General features: G+C 38.6%; 11 protein-coding genes and 1 pseudogene. 5 read left to right on the top strand and 7 right to left on the bottom strand.

Annotated elements, in window-relative coordinates:
• Positions 1-224: 224 nt before the first annotated feature.
• From BMZ28_RS17580 to BMZ28_RS14715, 4 genes and pseudogenes are all read left to right on the top strand, one after another.
• Positions 225-1,448 (top strand): VENN motif pre-toxin domain-containing protein, encoded by a 1,224-nt coding sequence (locus BMZ28_RS17580; protein WP_074824321.1) that lies wholly within the window; start codon positions 225-227, stop codon positions 1,446-1,448.
• 2 nt (positions 1,449-1,450) lie between these two features.
• A complete protein-coding gene (locus tag BMZ28_RS14720; protein ID WP_074824318.1) occupies positions 1,451-2,002 on the top strand; it encodes an immunity 42 family protein in 552 nt (183 codons plus the stop codon).
• 168 nt (positions 2,003-2,170) lie between these two features.
• Positions 2,171-2,481, top strand: a pseudogene (locus tag BMZ28_RS17765) (MafI2 family immunity protein).
• 262 nt (positions 2,482-2,743) lie between these two features.
• Positions 2,744-4,684, top strand: a complete 1,941-nt coding sequence (locus BMZ28_RS14715; protein WP_074824315.1) for an autotransporter outer membrane beta-barrel domain-containing protein — start codon at positions 2,744-2,746, stop codon at positions 4,682-4,684.
• Between the two features lie 92 nt (positions 4,685-4,776).
• Here the strand turns inward: BMZ28_RS14715 and BMZ28_RS14710 are convergent, their stop codons facing one another.
• The 3 genes from BMZ28_RS14710 to BMZ28_RS14700 all read right to left on the bottom strand — a co-directional run bounded on the left by BMZ28_RS14710 (position 4,777) and on the right by BMZ28_RS14700 (position 8,570).
• Complete coding sequence (locus tag BMZ28_RS14710) at positions 4,777-5,946, bottom strand: nucleotide sugar dehydrogenase (RefSeq protein WP_074824313.1); 1,170 nt, start codon at positions 5,944-5,946, stop codon at positions 4,777-4,779.
• Entirely contained in the window at positions 5,943-7,091 is a 1,149-nt protein-coding gene (locus BMZ28_RS14705; RefSeq protein WP_047782171.1) for a glycosyltransferase family 4 protein, read from the bottom strand. Before BMZ28_RS14705 ends, BMZ28_RS14710 begins: the two co-directional genes overlap by 4 nt.
• A 114-nt stretch (positions 7,092-7,205) precedes the next feature.
• Positions 7,206-8,570 (bottom strand): asparagine synthase-related protein, encoded by a 1,365-nt coding sequence (locus tag BMZ28_RS14700; protein WP_047782170.1) that lies wholly within the window; start codon positions 8,568-8,570, stop codon positions 7,206-7,208.
• 125 nt (positions 8,571-8,695) lie between these two features.
• Here BMZ28_RS14700 and BMZ28_RS14695 point away from each other — a divergent pair, with 125 nt between their 5' ends.
• The gene (locus tag BMZ28_RS14695; protein WP_074824310.1) at positions 8,696-9,922 is read left to right on the top strand and encodes an oligosaccharide flippase family protein; all 1,227 of its coding nucleotides are present in this window, start codon (positions 8,696-8,698) and stop codon (positions 9,920-9,922) included.
• Positions 9,923-9,928: 6 nt separating this feature from the next.
• On the opposite strand, the gene BMZ28_RS14690 is transcribed toward BMZ28_RS14695, so the two are convergent.
• The 4 genes from BMZ28_RS14690 to wecA all read right to left on the bottom strand — a co-directional run bounded on the left by BMZ28_RS14690 (position 9,929) and on the right by wecA (position 15,729).
• Positions 9,929-10,972 (bottom strand): hypothetical protein, encoded by a 1,044-nt coding sequence (locus BMZ28_RS14690; RefSeq protein ID WP_047782168.1) that lies wholly within the window; start codon positions 10,970-10,972, stop codon positions 9,929-9,931.
• A gap of 72 nt (positions 10,973-11,044) precedes the next feature.
• Positions 11,045-13,186, bottom strand: a complete 2,142-nt coding sequence (locus BMZ28_RS14685; protein ID WP_074824307.1) for a polysaccharide biosynthesis tyrosine autokinase — start codon at positions 13,184-13,186, stop codon at positions 11,045-11,047.
• 176 nt (positions 13,187-13,362) lie between these two features.
• Positions 13,363-14,559 (bottom strand): polysaccharide export protein, encoded by a 1,197-nt coding sequence (locus BMZ28_RS14680; protein ID WP_047782166.1) that lies wholly within the window; start codon positions 14,557-14,559, stop codon positions 13,363-13,365.
• Positions 14,560-14,682: 123 nt separating this feature from the next.
• The gene (gene wecA / locus BMZ28_RS14675) at positions 14,683-15,729 is read right to left on the bottom strand and encodes a UDP-N-acetylglucosamine--undecaprenyl-phosphate N-acetylglucosaminephosphotransferase (protein WP_074824306.1); all 1,047 of its coding nucleotides are present in this window, start codon (positions 15,727-15,729) and stop codon (positions 14,683-14,685) included.
• Positions 15,730-15,907 lie beyond the last annotated feature (178 nt).

Here is a 15,907-nt window from a genome sequence, read left to right as displayed (position 1 = left end):
CTTGCTCAATATTAATCACTACTACACTATCTGTGAGGAATCAAATCTCCTTAATGGTGAATAGGGGCTACGTTTATTATCAGGTTTGTAATAAATTGTATAACAATGAAATTTTAGTTTGAGCATTGTTACAGTTGTCTGCTCTTTAACAATATTGGGATAAAGTGTTTTAGTGGGTTGTTGAAGTGAGGAGCTTCGGTTTCGCCTCAAATAAGTATAAAGAGGTGGATAAACAGTACGGCGTGGGCAGTGAGTTTTGGACCCATGGTTCGGTGGCAACCGGATTACTGGCGGGCGTATTGGGCGGTAATGTCACCGGTGGTCTTGCCGCGGGCTCAGCGCCTTATATGGCGGCACTGGTAAAAGATGCGACCAAAGGTAATGACGCGGCGCGTATTGCGTTACATGCCATTGTTTCTGGCGCGTTGGCTTCAGCACAGGGTGTGAACCCGGGGGCAGCAGCGGTGGGTGGACTGGTTGCTGCCGCGAGTTCAGATGTGCTGGCGCAAGCGTTTTATGGAAAACCTGCCTCAGAGTTGGTCGGCGATGAGAAGACGCTGATTAGCAATCTGGTCACGATGTTGGGTTCAGCGGCAGGCGGTATGGCCGGTGGTGATGGACTGTCAATCGCCAGTGGAGGTAATGCTGCTCGGGTTGAGGTGGAGAATAATTCGCTGAGCTCCAAGAATGTCTTGGATATGCATAAGGAACTGATAAAGGCAGAGGTAAATGACGAAGATAAATTAGCTATTTATGAGAAATATGCAGAAATCAGTAAGAAAAATCGAGAAGAAGCTATCGCTGAAAGTTGTTCAGGTGATCCGTTTTGTGCCAATGCTGAGTTCGCACAGATACAAGCTGGTAATAGTATCGCTAACAGCTTGAATCGTTTACCTATATTTTCTGATTTAAGCAGTGAAGATTTAGCTCAACTCGATCGTTTTGTTTTAGCAGAGAACGAAGATAGCGCAAGAGCTATTTACCAGTCTTTGCCGAGTTATGTGAAGCTAGCACTAAACGGTAAGGAAGCGCTTGAAGAGATAGGACTGAAGGCTGTTATTAATGGTGGCTATGGTTTAGCGGCGTTGGGAGTGATTGGTAAGAATCAGTCGGCTAAAGGGAGTTCGCTGCCAACTCCAACAGCAATTCCAGCCTCCAATGGGTTAAATTATGTATCGAATCCCAAACATACTCCAGGGCAGATGGGATATCATCGTAATGCAGGAACTGAGCCTAAAGATTCTATTAAGTTATTTGGTAATTCAGTGGCTAGTGGCAAAAAGAGATATGCTTTAGATAGTGATGGTAATGTGCACCAATTTACTAATACTAATGATGGAACGTGGCATTGGTCTGGTAGTACGGGTGATAAAAGCGCAGCCGTAAGTAAGAAAGATATTCCATCAGATGTTAAAAAAATCCTTGGTTTGCCAGGGAAATGGAGATAGTTATGGTTTTTGGTGATCCTAATCATTTTGCTATTCTTATTGAATACTTACCTCAGTGGAGTGAGGTGCAAGGGAGCTTTAAGAATGGTTTATTTCATTTTTGTATAGACGGACGAATGTATCCAGATAGTGCTAGAGTGGCTACATTGGGTGGTGATATATCTTGTTTATCTAATGGAAATGCCTTGGTCTTACCTATAACAAGTGAGGATATTTTCAATATGGGAAAGAAAGAGGCGTTTTTCTTTCTGTTGGGCACAATGTTACCTGAACGAGTAGATCCGGAAATCGAAGTTTCTGATGATTTTGTTACATCTTATCAATACCAAGCATCTACATATAATTTAGAAGATGACTGTTGTTATGTTTTTGCTGTTTCTTTCAAAGATATGATTAGAATTTTAGGGGCAAAGCTTAGTACTTTGAGCGGTGATGGTGATATAGGTTACCATTGGATTGATATAAATGATCCGCATATTAGCGATGTAATCTTAAAAAAAGAGATTGTAAAAGATATCGTTGACTCCACAATAAATTTCTACTCTAGTCTTTAATAATTAGTTAACAGTATAATTATCCCAGCCAGCTTTAAACTGGGATTTTACTTTTAGTAGTCAGTGTTAAATATCTGTCTCAATCATTAACCGTCCCCGTCCACGAGTAATCGTCACCGTTGGTCGGGCGTAAGATTAGGTTATTCCAGCAAGGTCATAAAGAGAATTATGATGATGAATGATATTGATTTACCTAGTTATCTAAAATTACCTTTGCAAAGGGCTTTACTTAGGAATATAACCTCTAACATTAGATGTATTGCTGTATCCTTAGATAATAAAAGAATTCAGTTATTTTCTACTTTAATGGTGAGGTTACTGAATGTAATGAAGAAACTGCTTCGGAGGTCGAAACTGAAGTAATTGCCGATTTTGATGATTATTTTACTATCAATGTGCATATTGAACGACTTGATTATCCAGAACTAATAAAAGTTAATCACGGGTATTGCGTATATTTAAGAAAAGAATATATGTAGCTTAAAACTCTAAGCTAAAATACTGGGAGTTTTGTTTTAACCATCAAAAATTAATATCAACTTAAATAACCAACCGTCCCCATTCACTGGTCATCATCACCAGTTGACTGGCCGTAAAACCAATCTACCCCAGCCAACCACCATCACAGTAATCGGCAAACGAAGTCCGTACCTGCTGTCATCAGGCGGGTAATACCATTTATATAATGGATTAATACAATAAGATTTTTATAAAACAACAGGAGTTACAAAGGTAAACATCATGGAAAAAACATTACTTGCCTATATTATCGGCGCATCATTTTTAGGTTTTTCAGGCGGTGCAATTGCCTATACAGAAAATGTTGATGGAATTACGGTTAACAATGAGATTGTATCAATACCGGAAAACACGGCGGGGCAGGGTAATCAATCAGTATCGAACGGCGGTATTATCAATAACAATATCGTCCGTGATAATGGAACAATATTTATCCGTTATGAAGGTCGTGCCAATGACACCACCGTTGATCAAAATGGAAGACTATCGGTAGAGAATAGCGTTATTAATAACACTCAGGTTAATGCTGGTGGCTCGCTGGATATGTATTTCGACAGCCGTTCAATTGGTTATTTGAATATAGCCCAGGGGGGAAAGCTATCTATCAGTAATACCGATCACACCGCTATCGATGTCACGACTAACAACCCCGCCAAGGCAGCTAATATTACCATCGAAAACTTGAATGTTGCCGGTACGGTTTCAATCGGGCCGACATGGCTAAACGGAGAGCTGGAAGATTTTGCGCCAATGCCGTCAACGAAAGGAACGAGCCTGATAACTCAAATCAATAATCTCGTTCTTCAGGACGGATATGTTGACCTGATCGCCTATTCGCCAGCAGCACAGCCTAATCGTTTAGAGATCAATAACCTTTCAGGTCAGGGTAATTTTGCCATCACGACTCAGTTAGCGGACAAAATGGGTGACTTTATTCATATTGCCAATAAGGCAACGGGTCAGTTTGGTCTGATGGTGAATGATAGCGGTAAAGAACCACAGACGACGGCACCATTGACGGTGGTTCATGTTAATAGCGGCGATGCCAACTTTAGCCTGTTGAATGCCAATAACGTGGTCGATCTGGGTGTTTATCAGTACAAATTGTATAGCGCTAAGTCTGGTGAAAGTACCGATTGGTATTTGAATCCTGTTCCGGTAAAGCTTGAGGACTTGCAAGAAAGTGGGGATGCAAACTCCGCGGGAAATGGAAATGGAAATGGAAATGGAAGTGGAACAGTGAATAGAACGCTGAGCTCAAGTGCAAAAGGGGTTCTTAATATGGCTGCGGCACCACGCCATATCTTATCGGCTGAGTTATCCACCCTTCGCCAACGTCAGGGTGATTTGAGCCTCGATAAAGCGGGAAATGCCGGAGTATGGGTTCGTTATACCAACGATACCAGCCGTCTTTCTGATAACAAGCATACTTCTTTCAAGAACACCTTAAACGGATTGGAAATTGGCGGTGACAAGCAGATTGATTTGAATCAGAGCAAACTGCTGGTTGGTGTTTTTACTTCCTACAGTAATTCTGACGTTAAGTTTGATAATGGCGGTAATGGTGAAATCAGAAGCTACGGTGGCGGTGCTTATCTGACCTATCTGGATATCTCCGGTTTCTATATTGATTCCGTTCTGAAAGGTAATCACTTGAGTAATGAAATCCGTACTCAAATGAGCAGTGGCAATACGGGAACCGGTAGCTATAGTCAGAATGCGATTACCGCGTCATTGGAGAGTGGTTTTAATATTCCGCTTTATCAAACTTATGCCATAGAACCTTATGCCAAAGTTCAGTATTCAAACATTGGTAGTGCGAATTACACCTTAAGTAATGGGATGAATGCGCATATTGATAATGCTGACAGCGTTCAGGGGGAACTTGGCACATTATTCAGTACCCAGTTTTCATCAGGACAAATGCTGGTTAAGCCTTACGCGAAACTGGCCGTTGCCCGTGAATTTATCAAGTCGAATAAAGTGGACATCAATGACATTGGCTTCAATAACAACTTTTCCGGTAACGTTGGGAAATACGGTTTAGGTCTTGATGCTGCTATTACCAACCATGCTTCGGTGTATGCGGAAGTGGATTATCAAAACGGTAATAAAGTTGAAACCCCAGTCAGGGTTGATGCTGGATTCAGAATTCGGTTTTGATGATTGATGGTTAACTAAATTTAGCCACTGGAACAGCGGTGAGATGTATCACCTCTGTTCCAAACACCCGCCATCAAAGCCAACTGCTTCCACTATGAGTCATGTCCAAACAGATCCCGGGTATAGACCTTATCCTGCACATCCGCCAGTTTTTCAGCCATACGATTGGAAATAATCACATCTGACAGCGCTTTAAATTCATTGAGGTCATTGACCACTTTAGAGTGGAAAAATACCGGCTCTTGCAATGTGGGTTCATAAACTACCACATTGACTCCCTTGGCTTTGATACGCTTCATAATTCCCTGAATAGAGGAAGCGCGAAAATTATCGGAACCACTTTTCATAATCAGTCGGTAGATACCTACGGTCTTAGGTTTTCGGCTGAGAATAGCATCGGCAATAAAATCTTTGCGGGTACGATTCGCTTCCACAATAGCGGAAACAATATTGTTAGGCACATCTTGATAGTTCGCCAAAAGCTGTTTGGTATCTTTCGGCAGGCAATACCCACCGTAACCAAATGACGGGTTGTTGTAGTGATTACCAATGCGTGGATCCAGACTAACGCCATTGATAATTTGGCGGGGGCATAGGTTGTGTGATTCGGCATAGCTATCCAGCTCATTAAAATAGGCTACGCGCATCGCCAGATAAGCGTTGGAGAATAGCTTAATGGCTTCGGCCTCGGTCGAGTCAGTTAACAAAACCGGGATATCCTGTTTAATGGCGCCTTGTTGCAATAAATCGGCAAACAGACGGGCTCGCTCAGACTGCTCACCAATGATAATGCGTGAAGGATGAAGATTATCGAATAATGCTTTACCTTCCCGTAAAAACTCTGGTGAGAAGATGATATTGTCGGCGTTAAGGGATTCTTTTAACTTCCGGGTATATCCGACGGGCACCGTCGACTTAATGATAATGACGCAGTGCGGATTAATGGCCAGAACGTCCTGTATTACGCTCTCAATGGATGAAGTATTAAAGTAGTTAGTTTCGGGGTTGTAATCCGTTGGGGTAGCGACGATAACAAAGTCCGCATCCTGATAGGCTTCATGCTTATCCAGCGTAGCTTTAAAATTTAGCGTCTTATTTTTTAAATAATCTTCGATAAGTTGGTCAACAATAGGTGATGTCCCGTTATTTAACAGATTGACCTTGCGGGCATCAATATCCAGAGCAACCACCTGATGGTGTTGAGACAGTAAGATCCCATTTGACAGGCCAACATAGCCGGTACCTGCGATAGCGATTTTCATTGATAGAGTTCCCTCTTGAGTAAGATTCCAATGGATTCTATATACTTTTCGATCACAATATTTTCATCGAATTCCCGCACGATTTTTTTACGGCTGTTAAGCCCCATTGCCAGCCGTTCTTTATGGGATAAGCTAATCATTCGTTCAAGAGCGTCGATTAAACTTTCAGTCGATTGAGGTTCGCACAGGAAGCCGTTATAGTCATCATCAACAGTTTCCTGACAGCCTACGTTGCGGGTTGTTATTATGGGTTTGCCCATGGCACCGGCTTCCAACAGTGATTTAGGTACCCCTTCCCGATAAAATGAAGGTAAAACGACGCAGTCAGCAATAGATAACTCCTGCTCAACGTTATCGGAAACGCCCAGATAATTAATAATGCCGTCATTGACCCAGGTTTCTATTTTTTCTTTTGCAACTGCGGCAGGATTATTGATATCGACAAAACCAAGCAATCTGAATTCACATCGATCACCATATTTTGTTTTTAACTGTCGGGCTGCCTCGACATATTGTTCAATGCCTTTATGATAGAGCATTCTGGCTACCAGAATGAATCTGACCACGCCATCATCAGGGGCTTCTTTGACTGAAAATCGCGTTAAATCAACGCCGGAACCTGGCACACGATCGGTTTTTTCAGCGTCAGGAATAATCTCTTTAAGAAATAACGTTCGGTCATCCTCATTTTGAAAAAATATCTTATCGACATCGCGTTGGCTAAATTTGTAAAGTAATGTGCAAAGTCTGGAAATAAAGCCTTTTTTTACAAAGATAATGCCTAATCCGGCAATGTTATTGATTACGCCGATATTGAATGTTTTAGCCAAAATAGAAAAGTAAATATTATTTTTTGGTGTGAAGTTTAATATTATATTAAATTGATTTCTGTAAAGAACCATCGCCATTTTTAATATGGTAATGAAGTCTTTTATTGGGTTCATGCCTCCCTGATCTATGTCTATTGGAATATATCGACATCCTAACGATGAGAGTTGTTTTGAATAATTATCTCTTGGTGCAATAGCGACAACGTTATAACCCATGTCGAGCAATGAGTTTATTGTATTCCTTCTAAAGTTATACAAATACCAACTGGTATTTGCGGTGATAGCGATAGTGTACTTTCTATTTTTCCTGAACATGATGAATCTCCCTTTTTCCATGCAAATTAATTAGGTTGATTTTGAATTTGTATAAATATTTAACAGTGAAAATAGTTCAGGTTTGAAATGGGGTATTAAGGTTTTTTTATTTTATTAAAGAGGCGATTTTGTTTTTATTGATATGTGATTTAAAGATAATTCTTTTATGCCGAGACTTCCTGTATTGAAATCGACTTGAAAAGGGCTGGTTTTACTGTCTTTAAAAAAGCCTGGCCAGTAATGCTTAGCTAGCTTAGTCATGGGGTATTTGTATATGTTATCAATGATTGATTGATTACTGGAAATATAGAAATGACGTTTAATAAAATCAGTCTCTAAAAAAGGTAGTTTAAATTGATACCCTTGTTGCTGAGATAAAATATATTTTTGCATTTCTCTGGCTGGTAATATTCTAAACATAAATATATACCGAATAACTAAATGGAAGTCTTTTAGCTCTTTTTTCAATATGTTTATTTCGCTATAGAATTGCTGGAGTATTTTATTGTTACTACTGATTTTTTTATCACTCTCCTCAACAAGAGAGTGGGCCAGTAGTTCTTCATCTGATGTTGATGAGAGGCATTTTAACACTTTAGTGATCCGGTATAATAAGCGGCCAGCTCTGGTTTTTTTATTTTCCCATATGGGTAAAATAGAGAATGGTCTGGCAATAAGGCGCACTAATTTTTTATGATATAAGTTATATAATTTATCATGAGGTAGGCCAGAGAAGAGTGAATCAGCCCCTTGCCCATCAAGAATAAAAAGACTTTTATCTAAATTGAGGTCGTTGATAATGGTCGGGATAACTAATGCGATTTTATCGGAGATCGGTTCAGATGTGATATTCAAAAATTCATTTGCCTGATTTTCCAGATCGTGTCTGACAGAAATTGTTTGAATAGGAATCTCTTTTAATTCACACATTTTCTTGGCTTTATGACTTTCCTCGGGCATGGATGACATAAAACAATTTATTGCGTTTTCGGCTTTATCCAGTTGAATAGCCATACCCAACAGAACGGATGAATCAACGCCAGCACTGAATAATACGTTGTATTTCCCTGAGTTTTTTTCTAGCGACGTAATTAAATCATCTTGAACGTTTGCTGAGTAGTTTCGCGATTCTTCCGCGGGTAGTGGTTTTTCGGGAAGAATAGTGCACGTTTCGAGTGGTTTTGATAGAGAAAATCCAGTATAGGCAGACATAAGAAAAATGTTTTTATATAGGGTGAATGGCGGAAATATAAAACCATACCTGATATAAAATTCAGCGGCATCCCGATCAATTTCTGCATCGATTTTATCTACCAGTTCGCTGACGTTTTCAGAAATAATAATGTCATTATTAAAGTAACAAAGGTATAGCCGAGTGGTTAGGCTTTCGTTAAATATAGCATCAGATTTTATGATTAATCCCATTGACCGAATAGAGGCCTCTGATGATGCTATATTTAGCGGATTTATGATGATCATAATTTTCCTTAAATTAAGATAATTTTAATGTCGGCATCTAAATTTTTCATCGCCAGAAATATTCATTACATATCAGGTGAAAAAAGTTATAATATTGATAACTTCATATTAATTTGGTTATAATTATGAGAAAGCTGTCCAAATATAAAGAAACTGTTTCTAATTTTATGGGGCTTTCCTCAATAAATATTCTCAATCTTTTAGTAACTCTAATAACTATGCCTTATCTATCAAGAGTACTGGGGCCTGAGTGTTATGGGATCTATTTTATCTATATTGCGGCATCAACATTTTCCATTATTTTAACCGATTACAGTACTAACATTACCGGTGTCAGGGATGTGGCACTTGCTCAGAATAAGTCAGACCAGCAGAAAATATATTCTTATACTCAGTCGATTAGATTTGTTTTTGGGGTTTTTTCGCTAGTGATTTTTACTGTCTACACACTCTATTCAACCAGTGATCAAACTGTCTTATTCGTGCTTTCATATTATATTATTAGTATTTTTGGCTATTATTTAACTGCGCCATGGTTTCATCAGGGAACTTCAAATATGAAATTCCTCGCGTTATCAACCTTAATTGCCAGAATAGTCCAGATATCAACGATATTTTTATTTGTAAAATCTACGGATGATTTATCTTATGCCATTATGTCTAATGCTTTAGTTTTTATTATTACTGGCATTGTTATCTCTATATATCGATATAAACGAATTGGCGTAAAAGAAAGTATTAACTTTACCCATACGTTAGGAAAGATAAAGTCCGGTTTTGATAGTTTTATTGGCGATTTTTCACCTAACCTCTACAGTAATATCCCTTTGTTGATTATTGGCGCTTTTACAACTCCTGCTATCTATGCCAGTTATTCTATTGCGATGCGGTTAGTTGGCATTGCGGGTTCTATTCAATTAATGTTATCGAAAGCGGCTTATCCAGTGATTGTTAAAGGGAAAGGAACCCTTAAGGCCTTACTGTTGATGAATGTGCTACTTTCCTTGCCGCCGATTATTGCCATTATTCTTTTTGGTGATGCTTTAGTGAATATTTTTCTTGGACCTGGCTACACCAATGCTTCTCTATACTTAACTTATCTTTCGATGGGTATTTTATTTAATGGCATATTGAGCTCTTTCTCCTATGGCTATTTTCTTGCCAGAGGTTTGGACAGGGAATTTAGAAACATATCCTTGTTTGTTTCTGTATTATCAGCAATTTTTGGCTATGTGATGATTTACTTTTTTAGCGTTGTTGGTGCAATTATCATGTTTGTGTTTGCCCGGTTTTTATTTGCCATCTGTTACTTTATTATTTATCGAAAAATTGAAAGTAAAAATATAGCTTAATTGAGGCTAATTTTTAGCGCTGCCTTGTGTGACATATTGTTTCATATAAATTAAGAATACGCACATAGGAAGGATAAATCCTGAACGATATCTCATTGCTGAACCGGCATTAAACAAACCAAAAGGATAGTGAGTTATTAGTATCATACAGGTGAAAGAAAAAAATAATGATAGCGCAAGCGTATTGACTTTTTTTCTGACTATTATGGATGTTAAGTTGTAATAGACTAATAAAATAAATAGGAAAGTGCCTTCAAAAAAGAATGGAAATAGTTTTACATTATTGATTGCTTCAACTAATGTTGGTCCGCTGAAGGCCATAGGAAGGCCAATTGGCATAAAGGTAAAAAAATCATACTCATTATGCCAAAATTCATTTTTCCGGGTTGTTCCACCATCTGATGAGAAATGTTTTGGCATGATTTGAGAGTATTCAAATATTGAATCGATATAATGCATTGATATTAAAATAACTAAGCAAAATACAACTATATTTAAACTGATTGAAAGTTCAGATTTTATTCCAATTTTGTAAAATAATATTGTTAACATGGAAAAGTAAATTGTAATAGAGTAATGGGGCTTAATAAAGGTCAATAATAGTAATGCAAAAATTTGAAAGATGGAGAAAAACTTTCTTTTATCATTGAGTTGATCTATCAGCCCGCCTACGCAAATACAAAATGAGAAGAGTACAAATATTTCTTTAGAAAATATGGACGTCCACACCCCAAAAGAGGGTAAAGCAATAAGCAATAAAACAAGGGGTAATGTCCTATGTTGAAGATTTGCTTTCTCCAGCATATAGAGAATACCGATTATAGATAATATAATCGAGAATAAAAAACTGCCGAGAGAACCCAGTGATGAACCAATAACGGACATAAGATAGGCCGTGCTGGAAAAATCACTGCGATGTAAATAATGGCCATTCAGATAATCATCGGTATCTCCCAGAGACGAAAACTGAGAAAATACAAAAACTGCTAAAAAAGAGTACACTATTTTTATCAGAATAATATAAAGTATTGTGTTCTTTGGGATGGACATTATTTAAGCTAATCTCTTTTTGTTAAAGATGATTGTTTGATAACAATCATCTTTAATATTATATCTTTAATATTAATAGATATAATATTCATAACTCCCATCGCTATAATGTTTAGCGGCCCTTTTTTGGATAGCATTCAATACGACGCCATTAATCATCGCTCCACTCTGTTCAAGACGCTTAATGGAAGATTCAATTTCGCTAATGGTATTTTTTTCAAAGCGAACAATAATAATATTCATACCAGAATATTTTCCTATTATGGTTGAATCTGTTGTGGCTAACGTTGGAGGGGGATCCATAATCACTAGATCATAGTGACTATTTGCCCATAATAGTAATTCGGCTAAATATTCATTCATTAATAGTTCTGATGGATTGTGGGGCACGGTGCCTCTGGGAAGAAAATCGAGCCCTTCTACAGGGGTGTTATATAGGCAATCAGCGATCTCTTTTCTATTTGATAGAATATCAGAGAGGCCATTTTCCGGCGTTCTGCCAAATGATTTATGCAAACTGCCTTTTCTCATATCTGCATCGATAAGCAGCACTTTTTTACCGGAATTGGCTACAACGGCAGCAAGATTGCTACTAACAAAACTCTTCCCTACACCTGGAGTTGCACCAATGACCATCAGTATCCGATTGAGTGTATTCTGTGAAGCAAAATGGAGCGCGGTTCTTAAACTACGAATGGCTTCAATAGCGGGATCGGTAGGGTGCTTTACTGCCAGTAATTTAATGTGATTTGTGTTTTTATCAGATTGAATTTCTTTGTTTTTTTTGGATTCCGCTTTAGACAAGGGAATATTAGCATAAATATTAATATTAAGGCTTTCTAGTTGTGTGGAGTCATTAATAAACCGTCTGAAGTATTCTCTACCCAATATCAAGGCAATAGATAGCAGTAGGCTCAGGGTGAACGCTAATCCAATAATGACCGGCGGATTTGGCTTTATTTTATCTGGTTGAGTAACTGCTTTATCGATGATTCTAACATTGCCAACTTTACTGGCTTTATTAATATTCAATTCTTGTTGCTTATTTAATAGTGACACATAAATTTCTTGGCCTGATTGTACATCTCTGGTCAGGCGAAGAATTTCTTGCTGGGTTTTAGGAAGGTTAGCAATTCGTTGATTAAGAATGTTTTTCTCTTGTAGTAATGCTTCCTTTTTCTCCAGCAGCGATCGATAGGCCGGGTGTTCTTTGGTATACAATTTAGATATTTCAGCTTCTTTAAAGATAGCCTCGTTGAGCTGAGATGTGATCGCAACAGTAGATTCTAACGTGGACTTTGCTTCTAAATTTAAGTCGACAGATTCATGAGTTTGTCTAAATTGGTTGAGCTTACCTTCCGCTTCTTCTAATTGTTGTTTTATCAGTGGCAGTTGCTGATTTAAAAAATCCAGGCTTTTAGCGGCTTCAGCTGATTTTCTTTCAATGTTTTGTTGCAGATAATTATTGCTGATGTTATCGAGGATTTTTCGGATTTCATGTTTATTTCTGCCTTTAAAATTAAGCTTCAATACACCACTGTCTTTTGTTGTATCAGAGACCGAAAAATTCGCCAGCAGATTATTAACAGCGGTAATTTTATCTAACCGCTTGATACGAAATTCGGTGCCAACGGCAGCATCAATATCACTAATTAGAATAGTGTATTCATTCTGTTTTTTGATGACGCCGACTTGTCCGTTTATCTCAATATTATTTGAGGTTATTTTATAGTGGTCATCGGGCAGAACAGTTAATATTAATTCCTCATCATATATAGACTCGGGTATTTCTAGTTTTGACACCACGATAGTTGTAGCTGGTTTTTTTTGTAGTAGGTTGATGACTCTGCCGATAATCGGATAGCTCTTTTCTGAAACCTGTATATCGAGATTAAGATCGTCGATGGTTTTTCCCATTACCATTCTTGATTTAAGTAATTCCATTTCCGCAGCGGATTGAGGCTTATCATCTGAGAGTATGTCAGAGAAGTTACTTAATATATTGTCCTGTGTGTTTTTTTCTATTTGAATCAGTACATCTGCTCTATAGATTGGTGTGGCAAGCAAACTATAAAATATAGCGATTGTGGTACAAAATAGAGTGATGATGAGAATGAATTTTTTATGATCAACAATGGTTCCGATAATTTTACCTAGGTGGATCTCCCCATTTTCTTTCCAATTATTATTGACGTTTTTTTGAGTGCTTACCATGCTTATTCCTTTAATCCTGACGGGTCGACCTAAACTTTATTTTTGCTAATAATTTTTATTTAGATGAATACATTTACTTATATTTATGCTGGTTTTTATTAAATTTGCAGAAACTATTTATCGATAGCAGAACGATAAATATGACCGAGACAAACTACTCGGCATTGAGTTAATCACTATTGTGGCCAATTTTTTATCCAACGGGTGGTCTCGGTTATGCTGTTAATATTGGTAATAGTTGGAGTTAGCTGACTAATAACACGATTCCAGCGAGAAACTGGAGCTGTAGTAACATAAACAATGTCATAGGGCTGTAGTTGAAATTCGGTGCCTAATACCAGTGCAGTAGCGTCCTTTGCATCAAGTTGATAAATATTGGCAAGTTTTTGATAGTGGATCTCGCTCTCGTCTTCGTCATTATCTTGAACTTGCTCAACGTTCTCTGGTTTATTACTACCTTGTAGCGAGCGGATAACAAAAATACCGCTGGCATCGCTAAGGGCTTGGTCGATGCCGTTTGCATTTCCCAAAGCTTCGGTTAATGTCATGCCACTGCGATCCATCAGTAGTGTGCTTGGTGTTTTCACTTCCCCCATAACAAAGACTTTCAGATCGTCATTGCGCGGAATATAGAGAATATCCCCATCGTGCAGTAAACGATTTTGTGTCAGATCGCCGTTTTGCATCAGCGCCTGTAGAGATACTGGATATTTTTCCCCCTGTCGGGTGAGGGTGACGTTGCGCCAATTGGCATGTTCGGTTAAACCACCCGCTTGATTTAACGCATCCATGATGGTGAGGGGAATATTGCTAATGGCCTGCTGACCGGTTTTCGATACTTCGCCAGTAACATAAATTTTTTGAGACCGAAAGGCGGCAATACTGACATCAACCTGTGGAGATTCAATAAATTGAGCTAATTTTTTGGCAATGATTGATCGTACCTGAGGCATGGTTTTGTCTTTGACATAGAGCTTTCCGATATAAGGATAAAAAATGGTGCCGTCGGAATGAACCCAATTTCCGGTATCACTGGCGCTGCGATATTGGCCGGCCGGGGTAGTTAATTCTGGATGGTCCCATACCGTTACCATCAGAATATCGCCGACACCAATGCGATATTCATAGTGTTGCAGTTCACGATCCAGATCAGGGTTAGCTTGAGCTGTAATAGGATTAACCCGCATATCCTCGATTAATTGAGGCGTAATAGGATAAACATTGACTCGGTCGTTGATATCAAACTCTGTATCGGATGATTCAATAATGGTTTTATTTGACGTGGGAAGTTGGCTACCTGGTTCAACGGTGCAGCCATTTAATAGCATCATTGTACTGATAAAAGAGCTAATTATTGTTGTTCTTATTTTCATTCCATAAATACCTGAATACACGATCAATCAACATTGGGTCTGGTAAATTTGAACGCGAAATTGATGATTTAAGTTGACGTTGGATGACATGTTGAGTGTTGAGCTAGCGAATTGAAGGTCGCACTATGCTTTTTTTAGGTTATTTTGATGTTGGCGTTGTAATTGAGTTAATACGTAGGAATAACCCATAAACAAAAATAGAAATAAAATCAGAGAAAGTGATTCTCCTACATGGATTTGTTCGAGCAAGATACCCAACCCAGCGATGAATAGCGCCAGCATGATAATGCTGGCAAGCGTTTGTCGGTCGGTTAAACCTTGTTGCATCAGAATATGGTGTAAGTGACTTCGGTCTGGTTTAAATGGACTACTACCCTGTTTGATACGACGAATCATGACCAATACCATATCCATCAGCGGTAGGGCGATGATCCACAATCCGGTGACCGGATTGATAACCGCGTTTTCTCCCTGAGTGGCTAGCAACAGTAGCCAAAGGATGGTAAACCCTATTAGCGTACTGCCCGCATCACCCATAAATACTTTCAAGCTTTTGCCAAACGGCCATCCGAGGTTAAGTATTAAATAGGGAACAACGATAGCCGTTAGGCACAAGCACCAGATCATTAAGTCCTCTTGACCACCCAGAGCGAAACAAATCGCTAATGAGATCAGGGAGACACAAGTGAGCCCGCCGAGCAGTCCATCAATTCCATCGGTCATGTTAAAAGCATTAATGGCCGCCCAAGTGGCAAATAGCGTAATCAAATAGCCAAAAGAGCCCAAAATAAGAATATTATCAGCGAGCAGATTGCCTAATGAATGCAGATAAACGCCGTCAATCATCAAAAATATAGCCGCCAGAGCCTGTGCCGCAACGCGTGGTAAGACCGGTAAATCGATATAATCGTCAAGAATACCTACGGACAAGAGTAAGAACGCACCCAATAAGTAAGCCATTATATTAGGCGTAGAGGGTGTATTTAATATAAAGAGACTAGCCAGAAAAATAGAGATGTAAATAGCGATTCCGCCAACTAATGGTATATGACCATGATGATGTTTTCTATCGTTTGGTTTATCTACCAAGCCAATATTAATCGCTATTTTTCTGGTGATTAATAATATAATTAAGCAACAAATCGATGGGAAAATTAAATATTGAAGCATAGTTTTATTTTCTCTCTGTTAATTTTAGGAACGCTACCGCCTATGGCTTACAGCTGCCATATCGCCAATGTAAAAAATAGACTGCTGTTCAGTTTTCTGTTTTTTAACTATTGGTTGAAAATAAAAGTGTGCTCCATGAATAGTGTGTAATTCATGGGGTTAACCACGGTTATGATTT

It is taken from the genome of Pragia fontium DSM 5563 = ATCC 49100, assembly GCF_900112475.1.
In the GTDB taxonomy this organism is placed as follows: Bacteria; Pseudomonadota; Gammaproteobacteria; order Enterobacterales; family Enterobacteriaceae; genus Pragia; species Pragia fontium.
This window is presented reverse-complemented; position numbering and strand designations above follow the sequence as displayed.